This window comes from Bradyrhizobium guangxiense (assembly GCF_004114915.1).
Lineage (GTDB): Bacteria > Pseudomonadota > Alphaproteobacteria > Rhizobiales > Xanthobacteraceae > Bradyrhizobium > Bradyrhizobium guangxiense.
The window spans coordinates 3483883-3503380 of the sequence record NZ_CP022219.1; the positions used below are offsets into that span (position 1 = coordinate 3483883).

The 19498-nt window shown below is 65.4% G+C and carries 18 protein-coding genes; 12 read left to right on the forward strand and 6 right to left on the reverse strand.

Annotated features, from left to right (window positions below; translation table 11 throughout):
* Positions 1–83: 83 nt before the first annotated feature.
* A complete protein-coding gene (locus tag X268_RS16500; protein ID WP_128925923.1) occupies positions 84–410 on the reverse strand; it encodes an NIPSNAP family protein in 327 nt (108 codons plus the stop codon).
* Positions 411–596: 186 nt separating this feature from the next.
* On the opposite strand from X268_RS16500, the gene X268_RS16505 reads away from it, so the two are divergent.
* The 3 genes from X268_RS16505 (at position 597) to X268_RS16515 (ending at position 3430) form a co-directional block, all read left to right on the forward strand.
* Entirely contained in the window at positions 597–1274 is a 678-nt protein-coding gene (locus X268_RS16505; RefSeq protein ID WP_128925924.1) for a response regulator transcription factor, read from the forward strand.
* Between the two features lie 10 nt (positions 1275–1284).
* Positions 1285–2661, forward strand: a complete 1377-nt coding sequence (locus tag X268_RS16510; protein WP_128925925.1) for a sensor histidine kinase — start codon at positions 1285–1287, stop codon at positions 2659–2661.
* Between the two features lie 106 nt (positions 2662–2767).
* A complete protein-coding gene (locus X268_RS16515; protein ID WP_164937769.1) occupies positions 2768–3430 on the forward strand; it encodes a class I SAM-dependent methyltransferase in 663 nt (220 codons plus the stop codon).
* A gap of 4 nt (positions 3431–3434) precedes the next feature.
* On the opposite strand, the gene pyrG is transcribed toward X268_RS16515, so the two are convergent.
* From pyrG to X268_RS16535, 4 genes are all read right to left on the reverse strand, one after another.
* Entirely contained in the window at positions 3435–5066 is a 1632-nt protein-coding gene (gene pyrG, locus X268_RS16520; protein WP_128925927.1) for a CTP synthase, read from the reverse strand.
* Positions 5067–5233: 167 nt separating this feature from the next.
* Entirely contained in the window at positions 5234–5614 is a 381-nt protein-coding gene (gene secG, locus X268_RS16525; RefSeq protein ID WP_128925928.1) for a preprotein translocase subunit SecG, read from the reverse strand.
* A 152-nt stretch (positions 5615–5766) separates the two neighbouring features.
* Positions 5767–6525, reverse strand: a complete 759-nt coding sequence (gene tpiA, locus X268_RS16530) for a triose-phosphate isomerase (RefSeq protein ID WP_128925929.1) — start codon at positions 6523–6525, stop codon at positions 5767–5769.
* Between the two features lie 34 nt (positions 6526–6559).
* A complete protein-coding gene (locus X268_RS16535) occupies positions 6560–6757 on the reverse strand; it encodes a hypothetical protein (RefSeq protein WP_128925930.1) in 198 nt (65 codons plus the stop codon).
* Between the two features lie 45 nt (positions 6758–6802).
* Here X268_RS16535 and X268_RS16540 point away from each other — a divergent pair, with 45 nt between their 5' ends.
* The 5 genes from X268_RS16540 to X268_RS16560 all read left to right on the forward strand — a co-directional run bounded on the left by X268_RS16540 (position 6803) and on the right by X268_RS16560 (position 14018).
* Complete coding sequence (locus tag X268_RS16540) at positions 6803–8701, forward strand: peptidylprolyl isomerase (RefSeq protein ID WP_128925931.1); 1899 nt, start codon at positions 6803–6805, stop codon at positions 8699–8701.
* Between the two features lie 14 nt (positions 8702–8715).
* Positions 8716–9729 (forward strand): anthranilate phosphoribosyltransferase, encoded by a 1014-nt coding sequence (trpD, locus tag X268_RS16545; protein ID WP_128925932.1) that lies wholly within the window; start codon positions 8716–8718, stop codon positions 9727–9729.
* 7 nt (positions 9730–9736) lie between these two features.
* The gene (trpC, locus tag X268_RS16550; RefSeq protein WP_128925933.1) at positions 9737–10558 is read left to right on the forward strand and encodes an indole-3-glycerol phosphate synthase TrpC; all 822 of its coding nucleotides are present in this window, start codon (positions 9737–9739) and stop codon (positions 10556–10558) included.
* Between the two features lies 1 nt (position 10559).
* Positions 10560–11108 carry a cyclic pyranopterin monophosphate synthase MoaC gene (gene moaC / locus X268_RS16555; protein WP_128925934.1) on the forward strand — a complete coding sequence of 183 codons (549 nt, stop codon included), beginning with the start codon at positions 10560–10562 and terminating at the stop codon, positions 11106–11108.
* Positions 11109–11285: 177 nt separating this feature from the next.
* Positions 11286–14018 (forward strand): bifunctional diguanylate cyclase/phosphodiesterase, encoded by a 2733-nt coding sequence (locus X268_RS16560; RefSeq protein ID WP_128925935.1) that lies wholly within the window; start codon positions 11286–11288, stop codon positions 14016–14018.
* Positions 14019–14117: 99 nt separating this feature from the next.
* On the opposite strand, the gene X268_RS16565 is transcribed toward X268_RS16560, so the two are convergent.
* A complete protein-coding gene (locus tag X268_RS16565; RefSeq protein ID WP_128925936.1) occupies positions 14118–15455 on the reverse strand; it encodes a S41 family peptidase in 1338 nt (445 codons plus the stop codon).
* A gap of 319 nt (positions 15456–15774) precedes the next feature.
* Here X268_RS16565 and X268_RS16570 point away from each other — a divergent pair, with 319 nt between their 5' ends.
* The 4 genes from X268_RS16570 (at position 15775) to X268_RS16585 (ending at position 19366) form a co-directional block, all read left to right on the forward strand.
* Positions 15775–16908 carry an alpha-hydroxy acid oxidase gene (locus X268_RS16570; protein WP_128925937.1) on the forward strand — a complete coding sequence of 378 codons (1134 nt, stop codon included), beginning with the start codon at positions 15775–15777 and terminating at the stop codon, positions 16906–16908.
* A gap of 23 nt (positions 16909–16931) precedes the next feature.
* Positions 16932–17561, forward strand: coding sequence for an HAD family hydrolase (locus X268_RS16575; protein ID WP_164937770.1), 630 nt, complete (start codon positions 16932–16934; stop codon positions 17559–17561).
* 169 nt (positions 17562–17730) lie between these two features.
* Entirely contained in the window at positions 17731–17937 is a 207-nt protein-coding gene (locus X268_RS16580) for a hypothetical protein (RefSeq protein ID WP_128925939.1), read from the forward strand.
* A gap of 217 nt (positions 17938–18154) precedes the next feature.
* Positions 18155–19366 carry a molybdopterin molybdotransferase MoeA gene (locus X268_RS16585; RefSeq protein WP_128925940.1) on the forward strand — a complete coding sequence of 404 codons (1212 nt, stop codon included), beginning with the start codon at positions 18155–18157 and terminating at the stop codon, positions 19364–19366.
* The last annotated feature ends 132 nt before the right edge of the window (positions 19367–19498 follow it).

Here is a 19498-nt window from a genome sequence, read left to right on the forward strand (position 1 = left end):
CGGATCAACCCTATTCGGCCCGGGCCATCCGAATATCAGGGTTGCGCCGGGGCTACCGGCGCCACCCTTGCAGCGGCAGGTTCCTACTTCACCGCCGAGAAGGCAGTCGGCGTCAGGATCTGGCTGACGATATTGCCGACGATCTGGCCGTCCGCTTCACTCTCGGCGCGCGCTTTCATCCAGTCCGGATCGGTCATGAACTTGCCCCACTTCGTCTCGCGCTCGGCAAGCGACTCCCAGGCCAGGAAATAGGTCAGCTCCTGGTTGGATTCGCCGATCAGCGTGGTGAAGAAGCCGGCCTGTTTGATGCCGTGTTTCTCCCAGATCTTCAGCGTGGCAGTCTCGAACCGCTTCAAGAGCGCCGGCAAGCGGCCGGGCAGGCAGCGATAGACGCGCATTTCGTAGATCATCCATGGTCCTCCCTGAACAGGTCCGGCGGTTATAGCGGCTGGCCCCGACGGTGTCTTGAGCCCCTCCGGGCCGCCCCATGTGGCGTTCTGCGCATGGCTTGAGCTCACCGCGTTGCGCCAGACTCCCGCAATGCTGCCGCAATGATCGGGCCGCTAGAAAGGCTCAGTTGCAGTTCGGGCTGTCACATGCGGATTTTGCTGGTCGAGGATGAAGCGGAAATGGCCTGCGCGCTGGCCTCGGCGCTGAAGCGCTACGACATGGTGGTGGACCATGCTCCGACGCTGGCCGAGGCGGAAGAGGCCATTTCGGCCGACGTCCATGCCGCCGTCCTGCTCGATCGCCAGCTTCCCGACGGCGATGGGCTCGCTTTGATCCCCAAGCTCCGCGCGCGCGCCGACGGCGTGCCCATCATTGTCCTGACCGCGCGCGGCGAGCTCGCTGACCGCATCGCCGGGCTCGACAGCGGCGCCGACGATTATCTGGCAAAACCGTTTGCGGTCGAGGAGTTGCTCGCGCGGCTGCGTGCCGTGCTGCGGCGCCCCGCCGGCCTGTCTCCAGACGTCGTCCGTGCCGGCCGGCTCGCCTTCGACCTCAGTCATCGCGAGGCTAGCATCGACGGAGAGCCGTTCGAGCTGCCCCGCCGCGAGCTGCTGGTGCTTGAGGCCCTCATCCGCCGCATGGGCCGGACCGTGCTGCGCTCGGCGCTGGAAGAGGCGGTCTACAATTTCGACGACGAGATCCAGTCCAACGCGCTCGACACGCATGTCTCACGGCTCAGGCGAAAGCTTGCGGACGCCGACGCAGGCATCGAGATCCACGGCATTCGCGGCGTCGGCTATCTCCTCAAGAAGCTGCCAGCCTGAAGAAGCCGATATGAGCAAACACGACGATCCCTATTGCCTGCGCTCGCGGCTGAGCTGGCGCCTGCTCTCGCTCCAGGCCGCCCTGCTCCTCGCACTTGTCGCCGTCGTGGTCGGAGCGTTGTGCGCCTCCGGCTTCGTGCTCGCCGAGCGCGACGAGGACCGCGTCATCGACGTCGTCCGGCGCGCGCTCGCGCGCGACGCACAAGGCGGATTGGCCTTGCAGCCGACGGCCGAGTTGCAGCAATTGCGCAGCGAGACGCCAGACCTCTGGTTCCTCGTGCGCGACCGGCAGGGTCGCGTCCTGAGCGAAGGCAGCGTGCCGGCCGAGTTCGCCGCGATCGGCAGCGGCCTCGACCAGATCAGCCAGGCGCGGCTCGGCTGGCAGATGTTCGAGGACGATCCGCGCAAGCCGGCGGCGCGGATGAAGCGGGTCGACACCGATGCGGGCAATTTGCAGGTCATCACGGCGACCCAGGGACGTCTGACCGGCCCGAAGGCGCTGTTCATGACATCCCTTGCGTTCCTCGGCATCGCCCTGCCCGGCTTGCTGCTGATGGGAACGGCGACGTTCATTGCCACGCCGATGATCGTGCGGCGCGCGTTCAGGGGGCTCGACACCGCGGCGGACGAGGCCAGGCGCATCGATATTCATCAGCGCGGCGCGCGGCTGCCGGTGGAGCGTATTCCGCTGGAGGTCATGCCGCTGGTGACCGCGATCAACGACGCGCTGGCGCGGCTCGACCATGGCTATGCCCGCCACAAGCGCTTCGTTGCGGATGCCGCGCACGAGCTGCGCACACCGATCGCGATCCTGAACACGCGCCTGGAGTCGCTCAGCCCCGGGCCGGACAAGACCCGCCTGCTGGAGGATGCCGCGCGGCTGGCAACGCTTGCCGAGCAATTGCTCGATATCCAGCGGCTCGACCGCTGCGGCCATCCGTTCACGCGCGTCAATCTCGCCGCCGTTGCGCAAAGCGTCGCCGCCGACCTCGCTCCCTTGGCGATTGCCGCTGGCTACGAGCTTGCCCTCGATGCGCCGGCGACACCGGTCGAGACGATCGGCGATGCGGCTGCGCTCGAGCGCGCGCTAACCAACCTCGTGCAGAATGCAATCCAGCACGGCCCGCGCCGCGGCACGATCGGGATTCGCGTCGCCAGACCGGCGAGCATCGAGGTCACGGACGAAGGCGCTGGTATTCCCGCCGATCAGCGCGAGCAGATCTTCGAGCCGTTCTATCGGCTGACGCCGCTCGATCGCGGTGCCGGCCTCGGCCTCAACATGGTGCGCGAGATCGTGCAGCTGCATGGCGGTCACGTCTCGGTGACGGACGGGCCGGACGGCGGCTCCTGTTTCCGGATGACGCTGCCGGACGCCCAGCGGAGCTGATTCAATTCGTATTCACGTCCCATAGCGCAATGCTGTCGCAATGCGCTCCCGCCACACTGCATCCGTCGCACCTCCATCGAGGTGCAATCAAGATGCCGGAGTGCGCATGCCCAACGATTTCCTGTCCTTTTTCCTGTCCTGGATGTCGTCCCCGCGTCGGGTCGGCGCGATCGCACCATCGGGTGCGGCGCTCGCCGATCTCATCACGCGCGAGATCAGTGCAACGACGGGACCGATTCTCGAGCTCGGTCCCGGCACTGGCGCGTTCACTTACAAGCTGCTCAAGCGCGGCGTGAGGCCGCAGGATCTCACGCTGATCGAATACGGCTCCGACTTCATGAAGATCCTGCAGATGCGCTTTCCCGGGGCGCGCGTGCTGTGGATGGACGCGGCGCGGCTTGCGACCGAGCGCCTCTATGACGGCGCCCCGGTCGGCGCGGTCGTGAGCGGCCTGCCACTGCTCAACATATCCAGGCGCAAGGTGATCTCGATCCTCAACGGCGCGTTCAGCTATGTCCGCCCCGGCGGCGCCTTCTACCAGTTCACCTACGGCATGAGCTGCCCGGTGCCGCGGCCCGTGCTTGACCGGCTCGGCTTGCGCGCAAAGCTCGTGGATCGCGCCCTGCTGAACGTGCCGCCTGCCGCGGTCTACAGGCTGACGCGGCGGCCGCAGATGAAGCTGATCACGGGATCGTTTGCGCCTCAACCATCAGCGCGCGTCGCGCCGGCGCCGATGCATCACGCGCGCGACTACTCCGCCGTGCGCTGAGCCATCAGACCAGCCGGCTCTGCTTCGCCGCCGCCGCGATGAACGAGGCGAACAGCGGATGCGGCTCGAACGGACGCGACTTCAGTTCGGGATGGAACTGGACGCCGATAAACCAGGGGTGATCCTCGTACTCGACGATCTCGGGCAGCACGCCGTCGGGCGAAAGTCCTGAGAATTTCAGGCCGTGCTGCTCGAGGCGATCCTTGTAAGCGGTGTTGACCTCGTAGCGATGGCGGTGGCGCTCGGAGATCTCGGTGGCGCCGCCATAGACCTCGGAGACGCGGCTGCCGCGGTTGAGCGCGGCGGGATACGCGCCGAGGCGCATCGTGCCGCCGAGATCGCCGGCCTGCGAGCGCTTCTCGAGCTCGTTGCCGCGCAGCCATTCCGTCATCAGGCCGACCAGCGGCTCCTTGGTGGGGCCGAACTCGGTCGAATTGGCGTCCTCGATGCCGACGAGGTTACGCGCCGCCTCGATCACCGCCATCTGCATGCCGAAGCAGATGCCGAAATATGGCACGTCGCGCTCGCGCGCGAACTGCGCCGCCTTGATCTTGCCCTCCGCGCCGCGCTGGCCGAATCCGCCGGGCACCAGGATGCCGTTGACGTGCTCGAGGAACGGCGCCGGATCTTCCTTCTCGAAGATCTCGCTCTCGATCCAATCGAGATTGACCTTGACCTTGTTGGCGATGCCGCCGTGCGAGAGCGCCTCGATCAGCGACTTATACGCATCCTTCATGCCGGTATATTTGCCGACGATGGCGATGGTGACGTTGCCTTCGGGGTTGCGAATGCGCTCGTTGATCTGCTGCCAGCTCTGCAGCACCGGCGGAATCCGCGAGCCGATGCCGAAGGCGGCGAGCACTTCGTCGTCGAGGCCTGCATTGTGGTAGGCCTCGGGGACCGCGTAGATGTTGTCGACGTCGCGTGCCTCGATCACGGCGCTTTCGCGCACGTTGCAGAACAGCCCCAGCTTGCGCCGCTCCTCCTTCGGGATCTCGCGGTCGGTGCGGCAGAGCAGGATGTCCGGCTGGATGCCGATCGAGCGCAGCTCCTTCACCGAGTGCTGTGTCGGCTTGGTCTTCAATTCGCCGGCGCTGGGAATGTAGGGCAACAGCGTCAGATGGATGTAGACGGCGTGATCGCGCGGAAGCTCGTTCTTGAGCTGACGGATCGCCTCGAAGAACGGCAGGCCTTCGATGTCGCCGACGGTGCCGCCAATCTCGACCAGCACGAAATCGTAGTCGTCATTGCCGTCGAGGACGAATTCCTTGATGGCGTTGGTGACGTGCGGGACCACCTGGATCGTCGCGCCGAGATAATCGCCGCGGCGCTCCTTGGAGATGATGTCCTGGTAGATGCGCCCGGTCGTGATGTTGTCGGCCTTGGTCGCAGGCCGACCCGTGAAGCGCTCGTAGTGACCGAGATCGAGATCGGTCTCCGCGCCGTCATCGGTCACGAACACTTCGCCGTGCTGATACGGCGACATCGTTCCGGGATCGAGATTGAGATAGGGGTCGAGCTTGCGGAGGCGGACCTTGTAGCCCCGGGCTTGCAACAGTGCACCGAGTGCCGCTGAAGCCAGACCCTTGCCGAGCGAGGAAACCACGCCGCCGGTGATGAATATGTACCGCGCCATGGGACTTAACCTCTAATCCCTCGAATTCGATTCGCCAAAGCGATTCGTCTTCCGCCCCAAAAGATTTTGCGGGCCTGTGGGTGAGCCAAAACTAAGAGTGGTGACAGTGGTTTGATGGGGATCGTTGATGCAGGACGGTAGAAGCCGCCCTGCATGGCCCCCCTGCTTTATTGCGAACGCGGCACCTGCGGACCTGCCGGCGCCTGGTTCTGCTGCTCGTCCGCCTTCTTCAGGGAATCCAGGATGCCGCCCGATGTCGGCGGCGCGACCGGCGATCCACCGGCCGGCTGGGTCTGCGACGGCTGGCCGATGATCGAGGACGGCTTGCGGTCGTAGCCGGCGTACCAGGACAGGAACAGGCTGGTGAGGAAGAAGCCCACGGCCAGGATTGCAGTGGTCCGCGTCAACAGATTCGCCGTGCCGCGGCTCGACATGAAGCCAGCGCCTCCTCCCATGCCGAGGCCGCCGCCTTCCGACTTCTGGAGCAGGACGGCGCCGATCATGACAGCGACGATCATGAGGTGGATGACGATGACAACGGTCTGCATAGTATCCTTCCGTCACAAGCGGGCGGCGCCTGACGGCGGCCGATCGCGCTTCGCGGGTTTTCCTGAAGTTGCGCGGTGTTACACGATCAGAGGGGGTATTGCCACCCCCGATCGGTCCCGAACCAAAGCTTTGGGCTCGCTAGGGGCAGCCCTCAATTTGGACAGCCTTTGGCAATCGCAAGGAAATCGGCCGCCTTCAGGCTGGCGCCGCCGACCAGCGCACCATTGACGTTCTTGACCGCCATCAGTTCGGCCGCGTTCGAGGGCTTGACCGAGCCGCCGTAGAGAATCCGCATCCTGGCACCTTCGGCCTTGAACCTGATGGTCAGGATCTCCCGGATAAACCCATGAATCTGCTCGACATCCTTGGCCGTCGGGGTCAGGCCGGTGCCGATCGCCCAGACCGGCTCATAGGCCACGATCAGGTTGGCGGCGGTCGAGCCATCCGGCAGCGAGCCGGCGAGCTGGCCGCGCAGGATATCCAGGGTCTGGCCGGCGTCGCGCTGACCTTGCGTCTCGCCGACGCAGACGATCGCGACCGCTCCGGCGCGCCAGGCGGCTTCCGCCTTCTGGCGGATCAGGGCATCGCCTTCGCCGTGGTCGGCGCGGCGCTCAGAATGACCAACGATGATGGCGGTCGCGCCCGCGTCCGCCAGCATTTCGGCGGAGATATCACCGGTATGGGCTCCGGATGCCTTGGGATGGCAATCCTGGGCCCCGACCGCGACTCTCTTGCCGCGCGCCTTGTCGGCAAAGGCCGCCACCAGGGTCGCCGGCGGGCAGACCAGCAGATCGGCCTTGGCGGCCACATCTGCCGCGCCGCTGAGCATGGCGTCGAATTCAGCAGCCTGGGCCTTCAGGCCGTTCATTTTCCAATTGCCGGCGATCAGGGGGCGTATGGCGTCGGTCATGTCCATTTCCAGCAAAATGAGGTTTGCGCATGCGCTAGCAGAGGACCTGCTGCAGTTCCAGATTCTTGTTTTGAAGCGTTTTCTGACGCGAACCGGGGTCCACTTCGCTGGAAAACGCTTTGGGGCGTTTAACCGCGGCTTCAAGCGGTCCCCTGGCCTGAGGTTGCGGGGGGAAAGCCGCCACTTTATGATGATCTATCAATTTGGTGACGCGCTTTTGCGGAATCTGCATTAAGACGCGCTCCCGTTCCCCTCCTGACCAAACAAGTTGGACCAAATGCTTCGAGGAATGCGCAAGGCCTCATCAAACTGGCTCGGCAAGACCATTATGGCCGTGGTGATGGGCGTGTTGATCATCAGTTTCGGCATTTGGGGCATCGCCGACATCTTCCGCGGCTTCGGGCAGTCCACGGTGGCCAAGGTCGGCCGCACCGAGATTTCGCTGAACGAGTTCCGCCAGATCTACACCGACCGCCTGCAGCAGATCAGCCGCCAGTTCGGCCGTCCGCTGACACCCGACCAGGCGCGCGCCTTCGGCCTCGACCGCCAGGTGCTGCAGCAGACGATCGCGGAAGCCGCGCTCGACGAAGAGGCGCGCCGGCTCGGACTCGGCCAGTCCGACGAGCAGATCCGCCAAGTCATCATGAACGACCGCAACTTCAAGGGCGTCGGCGGCAATTTCGACGCGAACCGCTTCCAGGCCGTGATCCGCAATTTCGGCTATACCGAGCAGCGCTACGTCGCCGAGCAGCGCAAGGTCTCGCTGCGCCGGCAGATCACCGGCACGATCGGCGCCGGCCTCGAGCCGCCGAAGGCCATGATCGATGCGCTGACGCGCTATCAGAACGAGCAGCGCTCCATCGAATTCGTCAGGCTCGATACCGCCCAGGCAGGCCAGATCGACCCGCCCTCGCCCGAGGCGCTGGCATCCTATTTCGAGGATCACAAGGTCCAGTTCCGCGCGCCCGAATATCGCAAGATCGCCTTCGTGGTGGTCTCGCCGGAAGAGATCGGCAAGTGGAGCGAGGTGTCGGACGAGGACGCCAAGAAGGTGTTCGAGCAGCGCAAGGACCGGCTCGGCACGCCCGAGAAGCGCCAGATCCAGCAGATTGTATTCCCCAACGCCGCGGAGGCTCAGGCCGCTCGGGAGCGGCTCGTCGGCGGCATGTCGTTCGAGGACCTCGGCAAGGAGCGCGGGTTGAGCCCCTCCGACGTCGATCTCGGTCTCGTGACCAAATCCGCGCTCGCCCCCGCGGTGGGCGATGCGGCCTTCGCGCTTCCCGCCGGCGAGATCAGCCAGCCGATCCAGGGGCCTCTCGGCACGTCGATCGTCAAGGTCGACAAGATCGAGCCGGGCAAGGAGGCGGATTACGCCAGCCTTGCCGGCGACCTCAAGCGCGAGATCGCGACCGAGCGCGCGCGCGTCAAGGTCAACGATCTCCGCGACAAGATGGAAGACGAGCGCGGCGGCGGCTCCAGCGTGATCGACGCGGCGCAGAAGCTCGGCCTCACCGCCGTGACCATCGACGCCGTCGACCGTTCCGGCCGCGCCCCGAATGGCCAGGCGGTCGCCAACATTCCGCAGGGCCTCGACGTGGTGTCGCAGGCCTTCAACACCGATGTCGGCGTCGACAACGACTCGATCTCGTTCAAGGGCGGGTATGTCTGGTACGACGTGCTCGCCATCACGCCCTCGCGGGACCGCAATCTCGACGAGGTCCGCGACCAGGTCGAGGCGCGCTGGCGCCAGGACCAGACCGCGACCAAGCTGAAGGCCAAGGCGACCGAGATGGTGCAGAAGCTCGAATCGGGCAGCAAGCTCGCCGATGAAGCCGCAGCGGTCGGCGTCAAGGTCGAGACCGCCGCCGGCTTCAAGCGCGACGATACGCCCGCCAGTGTGCCCACAGCCGTCGTGGCCGCCGCCTTCCGCGCCGCCAAGGACGGTGTCGGACAGACGCCGGTGACCGGCGGCACAGAGGTGATCGTCTTCCGCGTCACCGGCATCGTCGACCCCACAGTCGACGCCGCCTCCGACGCGGTCAAGAAGCTGAAAGACAGCCTCGACCGCGCCCAGACCGAGGAGCAGGTCGCCTCCTACGTCAACAAGCTTGAAACCGACATCGGGACCACCATTAATCAGGCCGCCTTCGCGCAGGTGACCGGCGCGAACCAGTGAGTTGAAAGCACGCGATGGACGACCTGAAATCGATCATTGGAAAAGTGGCGACCGGCGCCAGCCTGTCGCGTGACGAAGCGGCTTCCGCCTTCGACGCCATGATGAGCGGCGAGGCTACGCCCTCGCAGATGGGTGGCCTGTTGATGGCGCTCAGGGTGCGCGGCGAGACCGTGGACGAGATCACCGGCGCGGTTGCGGCGATGCGCTCCAAGATGCTGACCGTGACGGCACCGCCTGATGCCGTCGACATCGTCGGCACCGGCGGCGACGGCTCCGGCTCGGTCAACGTCTCGACCTGCGCCTCCTTCATCGTCTCGGGCGCCGGCGTGCCGGTGGCCAAGCACGGGAACCGCGCGCTGTCGTCGCGCTCGGGCGCCGCCGACGTGCTGGCTTCGCTCGGCGTGAAGATCGACCTCAGGCCCGAACAGGTCGGCCGCTGCGTGCGTGAATGCGGCATCGGCTTCATGTTCGCTCCTGCCCACCATCCCGCCATGAAGAACGTCGGTCCGACCCGGGTCGAGCTTGCGACGCGCACGATCTTCAACCTGCTCGGTCCCTTGTCCAACCCGGCCGGCGTGAAGCGGCAGATGGTCGGCGTGTTCTCCCGGCAATGGGTGCAGCCGCTGGCGCAGGTGCTGAAGAATCTCGGCTCCGAATCCGCGTGGGTGGTGCACGGCTCCGACGGCCTCGACGAGATCACCCTCACCGGCCCGACCTTCGTCTCCGCGCTCCACAATGGCGAGATCCGCAATTTCGAGGTGACGCCGGAGGACGCCGGCCTGTCGCGCTGCGAAGCCGGCGCGCTGAAAGGCGGCGATGCCGACGCCAACGCGATCGCGCTGCAAAGCGTGCTCGACGGCAAGCCGAGCGCCTACCGCGACGTCGCCCTGATGAACGCCGCGGCCGCGCTGGTGGTGGCCGGACGCGCCAAGGACCTCAAGGAAGGCGTCGCGCTCGGCATGAAGTCGATCGACAGCGGCGCAGCCAAGGCGAAGCTGAAGCACCTGATCGCGATCTCGAACGGCTGAGCCCGGCATGTCGGACATCCTGACCAAGATCGAAGCCTACAAGCGCGAGGAGATCGCTGCCGCCAAGCGCGCGCAGCCGCTGTCGGCCGTCGAGGCGGCGGCCAAGGCGCAAGCCGCGCCGCGCGGCTTCGTGCGCGCGATCAGGGCCAAGCACGCCAATGGCGATTTCGCGCTGATCGCCGAGGTGAAGAAAGCCTCGCCGTCGAAAGGGCTGATCCGCGCCGATTTCGACCCGCCCCGGCTTGCCAAGGCCTATGAGGCCGGCGGCGCAGCCTGTCTGTCGGTGCTGACCGACACGCCCTCGTTCCAGGGCCATCTCGACTTCATGGTGGCGGCGCGCGCGGCGACCTCCCTGCCGGTGCTGCGCAAGGATTTCATGTTCGACACCTATCAAGTGGCCGAGGCCCGCGCGCACGGTGCCGATTGCATCCTGATCATCATGGCGGCGCTCGACGACGCCACGGCAAGAGACCTCGAAGACGCCGCGACTGCCTACGGCATGGACGTGCTGATCGAGATCCATGACCGCGCCGAGCTCGACCGGGCGCTGAAGCTTCGCTCGCCGATGATCGGGGTCAACAACCGCAATCTTCGGACCTTCGAAACCACGCTCGCGACCAGCGAGGCCTTGGCGCCGCTGATCCCTTCGGACCGGCTGATGGTCGGCGAGAGCGGCATCTTCACGCCCGCCGACCTTGCCCGGCTCGAGCGCGTCGGCATGTCGACCTTCCTGGTCGGCGAGAGCCTGATGCGGCAGGCCGACGTCACCGCGGCGACGCGTACGCTGCTTGCCCGAGAGACGGCCGCGCGCGCGACCGGTACGCGCTGACATGGCGCGCAAGGCTTCCGCGACCGGGCAATCGAAGGCCAAGCTCTTGAAAACCAAGCTCTTGAAAACCAAGACCGGCCTCGCCCTCACCCACATCGCTGCCTCCGGCGAGGCCCGAATGGTCGACGTGTCGGACAAGCCGGCGACCGAGCGGCTCGCGGGCGCAGAAGGCCGCGTCGTCATGACCAGGGCGACACTCGACCTGATCGTGTCCGGCAATGCCAAGAAAGGCGACGTGCTCGGCACCGCGCGCATCGCCGGCATCATGGCCGCCAAGCGCACCTCGGAGCTGATCCCGCTCTGTCATCCGCTCGCGCTGTCGAAGGTCATTGTCGACATCAAGCCTGACGCAACGCTGCCGGGCTGCGTGGTACGGGCCAGCGTGAAGGTGACGGGACCGACCGGCGTCGAGATGGAGGCACTCACCGCGGTGTCTGTCGCCTGCCTCACCATCTACGACATGATCAAGGCGGTCGAGCGCGGCGTGCGTATCGAAGGCATCCACCTGGTCGAGAAGCTCGGCGGCAAGTCCGGCCATTACCGCGCCTGACGCGCGCTCATTTCAGCGACCCGCCTCTTGCATCGTGCGCATCGATTGCTTTTGCGCGCGACCGTTCATGCTCCGTTAACCGCGCTTCCTAACTTCGCCTCCACACCGTTCCCGTAAACCAACGGATGTTTTCGGGGCCAAGAATTGATCCTGAGGTGTGCGCGGCAATGATCCAGCATGATGACGAGATTCGGCAATCGCCTCTTTGACCAAGCCTTCGTGCGCGGCGGACCGATCCGCTGGCTGGTGGTGGGCGGCACGCTGCTGATCGCGGCCATCGCCATAGGCTCCGTTCTGATGGCGCAGAATTTCCGCGAGCGGGCGCTGCGCAACTCCGGCCGCGAGCTGGAAAACACCGTGCTGATGCTCGCCCATCACTTCGACCAGCAATTGCAGGACTTCGCAGTCATCCAGCGAGACTTCGTCGATCACGCGCGTTCGATCGGCATCGCAAGCGTTGCAGACCTCCGCGCTCGCCTCTCCGGTCGGGACATCCACCAGATGCTGCGATCGAAGATCGAGGCGCTGCCCTATATCGGCGGCGTCAACATCATCGATGCCGAAGGCAATCTGATCAATTCGTCGACGGCTTGGCCGGCTCCCAAGGTCAACATGGCCGACCGCGCCTATTTTCGCACCTTCAAGTACGATCCCAATTCGCCGGATGTCCTAATCGAGCCATTGCACAGTCGCATCTCCGGCGCATGGACCATCCTGGTGGCCCGGAGGATCGTCGGGCCCAATGGCGAGTTCCTGGGCGTCGTCGGACGCGGCATCGAGCCCGCCAATTTCGAGAAGTTCTTCGCATCCGTGGTGCTCGGCGAAGGTGCGACGATCTCGATGCTGCATCGCGACGGCACGCTGCTCGCCCGTTATCCGCACGCCAGCGAATTGATGGGACAGAATTTCAAGACCGGCTCATTCGAGCAGCAGAGGGTTTTCGGCCTCGATCACTTCGCCGGCCGTTTCACGAGCCCCGTCGACGGCGAGGACAGGCTGATCTCCTCGCGGGCGCTGCCCCATTTCCCGATCCTGATGATGGCTACCACGACGCGCGCGGCGGCCCTGACCGACTGGCGCGAGCAGATCGGCATGCTGATCTCGGTCGCCGCGGCTTCCGCGCTCGCCATCGCAGGCGTGCTAATCGCGATCGTGCGCAAGCTGCTGGAGCAGCACCGCGCGTCGCGCGAACGGCTGAGGCTGGAGAAGCAGCGGCTCGACCGCGCCGTCAACAACATGACGCAGGGCCTCCTGCTGTTCGACGCCGAGCGGCAGATGGTGGTCTGCAACCATCGTTACATCGAGATGTACGGATTGTCGGTCGACGTCGTGAAGCCGGGTTGCAGCTTCCACGACATCATCGCCCATCGCAAGGCGACCGGTTCGTTCACAGGAGACGTCGACGCTTACGTCGCGCTCGTTCTGAACGACATCCACGTCCGCAATTCCATGGTGATCGACACCGCCGACGGCCGCTCCATCCACATCCTCAACGAACCGCTCGCGGATGGCGGCTGGGTGGCGACCCATGAGGACATCACCGAGCGCCGCCGCATAGAGGAGCGCATCACCCACCTCGCCCATTACGACGCGCTGACCGACCTGCCGAACCGTGCCATGTTCCACGAGCATCTGCGCGCCGAGCTGGCCGCGGTTGGCAAGGGCGAAGAGATCGCGGTGCATTACATCGACATCGACGAGTTCAAGGGCGTCAACGACGCGCTCGGCCACCTCGTCGGCGACGAGCTATTGAAATCGGTTGCCGCGAGCCTGCGGCGCTGTGCGGGTCCGACGGATTTCGTGGCGCGGCTCGGCGGCGACGAATTCGCCATCGTCCAGAGCGCCGTGACGTCGCGGGATCAGGTCGACGACCTCGTTGCGCGGGTCTTCGCGGCCATCCGGGCCCCGTTCAACTGCATGGGCCATCATCTCACCACCGACGCCAGCATCGGCATCGCGCTCGCACCGGAACACGGCACGGCGCTCGACCAGATCCTGAAGAACGCGGACATGGCGATGTACGCCGCCAAGTCCGCCGGACGCCGCACCTATCGCTTCTTCGAGCCGGAGATGGACGCCAAGGTGCGCGAGCGCCGGCAGCTCGAGAGCGACCTGCGCCACGCCATCGCCCAAGGGGATCTCGAAGGCGGGCTCGAGGTCTACTACCAGCCCTGCCTCAGCCTGAAGGATGATCGCATCACCGGCTGCGAGGCCCTGGTGCGCTGGCGCCATCCCGAGCGCGGCATGGTCTCGCCGGCGGAGTTCATCCCGATCGCCGAAGATACCGGCCTGATCAACGAGATCGGCGAATGGGTGCTGGCGACCGCCTGCCGGGACGCCGCGGGCTGGCCGGACGATATCCGCCTCGCGGTCAACGTCTCCCCGGTGCAATTCAAAAGCGGCACGCTGGCGCTGAAGATTATGGCCGCGCTCGCCGCTTCGAACCTGCCGGCGAGCCGGCTGGAGCTCGAGATCACCGAGGCGGTGCTGATCCGCGACGACGATGTCGCGCTCACGATCCTGCATCAGCTCCGCGCCATCGGCGTGCGCATCGCGCTCGACGATTTCGGCACCGGCTACTCGTCGCTGAGCTACCTGCACCGCTTCCCGTTCGACAAGATCAAGATCGACCGCTGTTTCGTCGACGACATCGCCCGTCCCGACGGCTCCGCCAGCATCGTCCAGGCCGTCGTCAACCTGGCAGCGGCGCGCCGCATGACCACCACAGCCGAGGGCGTCGAGACCGAAGAGCAGCAGCGCCTGTTGCGCGCGCTCGGCTGTTCCGAGATGCAGGGCTATCTGTTCAGCGCCGCAAAGCCTGCCAACAAGGTGCTGGAGCTGTTCGCGCTGCATCGCAGCCAGCTCGCCCAGCGCGGCGGCAGCGAGAGCCGCCGGCGCGAAGCAAGCTAGCCCGCATGTAGCCCGCCCCAACGAGATGTCACCCCAGAACGAATTCGCCCGGGAGCGGCCATCCACTCCCGGGCGTTCCATCTCTGAAGATCGGAAAGTCTAGTTCGGCACCGCAGCCTTCGGCGCAGGCTTGGCGGCGACCGCATTGGCGGTGACGCCGTGCAGGAAGTCATAGGCCGCGTGCAAAGCCTTGTCGTCCTTCTCTTCCGGCGGGACGTAGGACTGCGATCCGGTCTGCTCGGTGCCGTCGGCGGCTTGCAGATGGCCGCGCATCTGGGACTCCGCCATAGTGTCCATGCGGCCCTTCAGCTCCGGCGGCACGTCCTGAAGGATCTCGATGTCGGGCGCGATGCCCTGGGCCTGGATCGAGCGGCCCGACGGGGTGTAGTAGCGCGCCGTGGTCAGCGCCAGCGCACCGTTGCCGGCGCCGAGCGGAATGATCGTCTGCACCGAGCCCTTGCCGAACGAGCGCGTGCCGATGATCGTCGCGCGCTTGTGATCGTGCAGCGCGCCGGCCACGATCTCAGAAGCCGAAGCCGAGCCGCCGTTGACCAGAACCACCAGCGGCTTGCCCTTGGTGAGGTCGCCACCATGCGCCGTGAAGCGCTGCGTCTCTTCCGGACTGCGGCCGCGGGTCGAGACGACCTCGCCGCGCTGCAGGAAAGCACTCGACACCGACACGGCCTGGTCGAGCAGCCCGCCCGGATTGTTGCGCAAGTCGAGCACGTAGCCGGTGAGCTTCTCTTGCGGGACCTGCTTGACGATCGATGCGATCGCCTTCTTCAGGCCATCGGTGGTCTGCTCGTTGAACGAGGTGACGCGGATATAGCCGATGTCGCCGTTCTCGACGTGGAAGCGCACCGGGCGCACGTGGATGATCTCGCGCGTGATCGCAACATCGAGCGGCGCGTCCGCGCCCTTGCGCACGATGGTGAGCTTGGTCTTGGTGTCGACAGGGCCCTTCATCTTGTTGACGGCCTGCTCGAGCGTCATGCCCTGCACGGCCTCGCCGTCGATCTTGCTGATGAGGTCGCCGGACATCAGGCCCGCCTTCGAGGCCGGTGTATCGTCGATCGGCGAGACGACCTTGACGAGGCCGTCTTCCATCGTGACCTCGATGCCGAGGCCGCCGAACTCGCCGGAGGTGGTCTCCTGCATCTCGGTCCAGGCCTTGTCGTTCATGTAGCGCGAATGCGGATCGAGCGAGGTCACCATGCCCGTGATCGCGCCTTCGATCATTTTGGCATTGTCGGGCTTCTCGACATAGCTCGCCTTCACCCGCTCGAACACGGTGCCGAACAGGTTGAGCTGGGAATAGGCATCATCTGCGCTCGCTGCCGCCCGCGCCGCCCATACGCCGCCGTGCGGGCTCGCTACCAGAAGGGTCAGACACGCGCCGGTGAGCGTACCGAGAGGGAACAGCAGGGATTTCCGCATGGATGGGTTGGCCTTTTTGCTTTGGCGGTTCGCTTAAGCTTGCTCTCAAGACTTGGGAGGCGCCATGCAATTGGCGATCCAGTCCGTTTCTCACAATACCATTCTGGTTTCTTCAAGGCCGGGATGCCACGCCGGCGGGTCCTCCGCAGAAATCGCTTCGTTCGAGCCTAAACTTTTGGCAACGTTGCAGGACTGGTCTGCCCGCAAGGGGAATCGGTGGGCCGGTCCACGCCTCGCAGCTATGCGATTTTAGGATAGTTTTGGAGGGCTGGACGGGTTAGGCGATGACATAAGGCTTCAAATTCTCGGGAGGAAAACAATGAACGAAGCACCCCGCATCCGGCCGGAACGGAACGTCGAACTCGGCGCCAGCAACGAGCCGTTCCAGAACCTGCACGAATTCATCCGAAAGGCGCGGGCCAACCTGAACCAGAACGCCTGGGACTACATCGTCGGAGCCGCCGAGACCGAAACCACGATGCGCCGCAACCGCATGGCGCTGGACGAGATCGCCTTTCGGCCGCGAGTGCTGCGCGACGTCCGCAGGGTGGACGGCTCGGTTCAGCGGTTCGGCCGCCAGATGCGCCTGCCGGTCGTGCTCGCTCCCGTTGGAGCGCTCGAGATCTTCGATCCCGATGGCGCGGCGAGCGTCGCGCGCGGTGCCGGCGCCTTCGGTGCCGCCCATATGCTGAGCTCGGTGTCGGAGCCTGGCCTGGAGCAGACCGCGGAAGCTGCGCCCGATGCGCTCCGGCTCTATCAGCTCTATGTCCGCGGCGACGACGCCTTCGTCGCCGATGTCGTCAGCAGAAGCGAGAAGAACGGCTACGCCGCCTTCTGCCTGACCGTCGACACCGCTCATTACAGCCGTCGCGAACGTGACATCGCCAAGCGCTACGTTCGCGAAAGCCGCCTACGCGCCACCGGCGGCGATTTCCAGAAGGGACTGGAGTGGCGGACCGTGAAGATGATCAAGGACAAGTTCAAGATCCCGCTGATCCTGAAGGGCATCGCCACCGCCGAAGACGCCCTGATCGCGGTCGATCACGGCGTCGAATGGATCTACGTCTCCAATCATGGCGGGCGCCAGCTCGACCATGGCCGCGGTGCGATGCATGTGCTGCCCGAGATCGTGGAGGCCGTCAAAGGCCGCGCCAAGATCATGGTCGACGGCGGCATCTGTCGCGGCACCGACATCGTCAAGGCGATCGCAGCGGGCGCTGACCTCGTCGGCATCGGCCGGCTGCAATGCTGGGCGCTGGCGGCGGCCGGCGAAGCCGGCATCACGCGGATGCTGGAGCTGTTGGAGGACGAGGTGCTGCGCTGCCTCGGCCTGTTGGGCGCAACGTCGTTTGCCGAGGTCGACAGGTCCTGCCTGCATCCGGCGACCGCCACCAACGCGCCGAGCGTGTTCAGCGCGTTCCCGCTGTTCGACCACGAGCCTTATCGGTACTGATTGGCAGATCCTCAAATGAAAGGATGCATGTGACATCGCTCTCTCCCGGCAGCGCGGACGCGCTTTTGTTCGATCTCGGGCGCGTCGTGCTCGACATCGATTTCTCCAAGGCGATCGCCTGCTGGGCGGGACATGCCGGCTGCCAGCCCGAGGCGATCGTCGCGCGCTATGTGCGCGACGAGGCCTACCGGCTGCACGAGGTTGGCAAGATCAGCGACGAGGATTATTTCGCCTCGCTGCGCGCTTCATTGGGAATAGGCATTTCGGACGCGCAGTTCCTGGAGGGCTGGAACGCGATCTTCGCCGGTGAGATGCCCGACATCGCCGAGCTGTTGCCGCGCGCTGCGAAGCAGATACCGCTCTACGCCTTTTCAAACACCAACCGGCCACATGTCGACTATTTCTCGAAGGAATATGCCGACCTGCTCGGCCATTTCCGCGAGCTATACCTGTCGTCCAGCATCGGCTTGCGCAAACCGGATGCGGAGGCTTTCGACCATGTCGTTGCCGCGATCGGCGTGCCCGCCGAGCGCATCGTGTTCTTCGACGACCTCGCCGAGAACATCGAGGGCGCGCGGGCGCGCGGCCTGACGGCCGTGCATGTAACGTCGCCGCGCGACGTTGGGAACGCATTGAAGGCGTTGGGTATCTGACCCCAGAGATTCGTTACGCGAAGCCCGCGCCGGAAGCGCGTCCGGAACTAAATTTGCAGCAAATATGGAACCTGATCACTTTGTGCATTTTTATACAGAGTTCCCGGGAACGGAATACCACCCTCCGGACTCATGAGTCCGTTGGGACTTCTACACCGGACTCATCGACGTGCTGGGCAAAACCTACCTCACCAAGCAAGCCTCTCTCCTGCTTGAATTCGCAAGAAACACCTCGGATTCGGACCTTTCCGCCAAGCTGATCAGAAAGGCGGCCGACCTGAAATCGCAGGCCGACCCGCTCCCCGACAAGGATCAAGGGCCCAAAGCTCCAGACGTCGCGTTCGACCTCGGTACGGACGGACCGACCGGGAGTTGACCGATGCTGGCCGTGGCGCTTGTTTTTCTCGTTCTAGCCATGGCGATCCTCATGCCGGTTTGCCTTGCCTTCCGGATCATGCCCCGGCGGACGTGAGCTTCCCTCCTCCGCACTGAGATCACGCACGATAAATCATTCTGCGTGCTGCTTTGCCTCGCGCCTGCACTCGGCTAGAACTCTCCGCCATTTTATCGATGTGCTCAGCAGGAGTTCCGCCGTGGCCTTGATGCCGGTTTCCGACGCCCTTGCTGCGGTGCTGGCGGGGGCAGAGCCGCTGCCTGAGCAGATGGTTTCGCTCGACGAAGCCTACCACCGCGTGCTCGCCCATGACCTCGCGGCGCGGCGCACGCAGCCGCCGCATGCCATGTCGGCGATGGACGGCTATGCCGTGCGCGCGGTGGATGCGGCAATGATTGATTCCAGGCTGACTGTCATCGGCGAGGTCGCGGCCGGCCGGCCGTTCACCGGGACGGTCAGCACCGGCGAAGCCGTACGGATCTTCACCGGCGGCGTCGTTCCAGACGGCGCGGACGCGGTGGTGATCCAGGAGGACACCGTTGCGGACGGCAACAGGGTCACCATCAGGGAGGCCGCGATCGCCGGACGGCACATTCGCCCGGCCGGCGTCGATTTCCGCGAGGGTGACGTGCTCCTGCGCAGGGGAGCCCGTCTGACCGAGCGCGATCTCGCGCTCGCCGCTGGAATGAATCACCCGCACCTGCCCGTCCGCCGCCGTCCGAAGGTCGCGATCCTCGCCACCGGCGATGAGCTGGTGATGCCCGGCACCACGCCCGGCCCCGGCCAGATCGTCTATTCCAACGGTTACGCACTGCATGCGCTCGCCCGCAGCGAGGGCGCCGAGACCATCGACCTCGGTGTCGCCGCGGATACGCTGGAGGCGACCTCCGCCGGAATCCGCCGCGCCCGCGACAGCGGCGCGGACATCCTGATCACCACCGGCGGCGCCTCGGTCGGCGACCACGACCTGGTCCAGCAGGCGCTCAAGGACGAAGGCATCGCGATGGCGTTCTGGAAGATCGCGATGCGGCCAGGCAAGCCGATGATGCACGGGCGGCTCGGCGCCATGCGCGTGATCGGCCTGCCCGGCAATCCCGTGTCGTCTTACGTGTGCGCGTTCCTGTTCATGGTGCCGCTGATTCGTGCCCTATCGGGCCAAGAGGTGATTCATCATCGCCGCGAACGCGCCGTGCTGGGCCGCGATCTCGGTGCCAACGACCAGCGCGAGGATTACTTGCGCGCGCGTCTGGAGCTGCGCGACGACGGCACGCAAGTCGCCCTTCCCGTCAGCCATCAGGACTCCTCTCTGCTTGCGAATCTCGCTGCGGCACAGGTACTTCTCGTGCGCGCACCCTTCGCGCAGAAGGCCGAAGCCGGCAGCCCTTGCGAGGTGTTGCGGCTGCCGGTTTGAGCCGCGCGGCCACACGTATTCCGCGAGGTTCGCTTCGTTCACGGTAAATTAAGCAGTTGCGGAACACATATCGAACATATAGTGTCCGTTCATGATTTGTTTCGAGCATGTAGCGCCCTGTCGCTGAATTCA

Coding starts and splice junctions, on each gene's coding strand:
- X268_RS16505 (WP_128925924.1), top strand. CDS start 597: ATGCGGATTTTGCTGGTCGAGGATGAAGCGGAAATGGCCTGCGCGCTG.
- X268_RS16565 (WP_128925936.1), bottom strand. CDS start 15,455: ATGCGGAAATCCCTGCTGTTCCCTCTCGGTACGCTCACCGGCGCGTGT.
- X268_RS16515 (WP_164937769.1), top strand. CDS start 2,768: ATGCCCAACGATTTCCTGTCCTTTTTCCTGTCCTGGATGTCGTCCCCG.
- trpC (WP_128925933.1), top strand. CDS start 9,737: ATGTCGGACATCCTGACCAAGATCGAAGCCTACAAGCGCGAGGAGATC.
- X268_RS16560 (WP_128925935.1), top strand. CDS start 11,286: ATGATGACGAGATTCGGCAATCGCCTCTTTGACCAAGCCTTCGTGCGC.
- X268_RS16500 (WP_128925923.1), bottom strand. CDS start 410: ATGATCTACGAAATGCGCGTCTATCGCTGCCTGCCCGGCCGCTTGCCG.
- X268_RS16510 (WP_128925925.1), top strand. CDS start 1,285: ATGAGCAAACACGACGATCCCTATTGCCTGCGCTCGCGGCTGAGCTGG.
- pyrG (WP_128925927.1), bottom strand. CDS start 5,066: ATGGCGCGGTACATATTCATCACCGGCGGCGTGGTTTCCTCGCTCGGC.
- X268_RS16575 (WP_164937770.1), top strand. CDS start 16,932: ATGCATGTGACATCGCTCTCTCCCGGCAGCGCGGACGCGCTTTTGTTC.
- secG (WP_128925928.1), bottom strand. CDS start 5,614: ATGCAGACCGTTGTCATCGTCATCCACCTCATGATCGTCGCTGTCATG.
- X268_RS16540 (WP_128925931.1), top strand. CDS start 6,803: ATGCTTCGAGGAATGCGCAAGGCCTCATCAAACTGGCTCGGCAAGACC.
- X268_RS16535 (WP_128925930.1), bottom strand. CDS start 6,757: ATGCAGATTCCGCAAAAGCGCGTCACCAAATTGATAGATCATCATAAA.
- moaC (WP_128925934.1), top strand. CDS start 10,560: ATGGCGCGCAAGGCTTCCGCGACCGGGCAATCGAAGGCCAAGCTCTTG.
- trpD (WP_128925932.1), top strand. CDS start 8,716: ATGGACGACCTGAAATCGATCATTGGAAAAGTGGCGACCGGCGCCAGC.
- tpiA (WP_128925929.1), bottom strand. CDS start 6,525: ATGACCGACGCCATACGCCCCCTGATCGCCGGCAATTGGAAAATGAAC.
- X268_RS16570 (WP_128925937.1), top strand. CDS start 15,775: ATGAACGAAGCACCCCGCATCCGGCCGGAACGGAACGTCGAACTCGGC.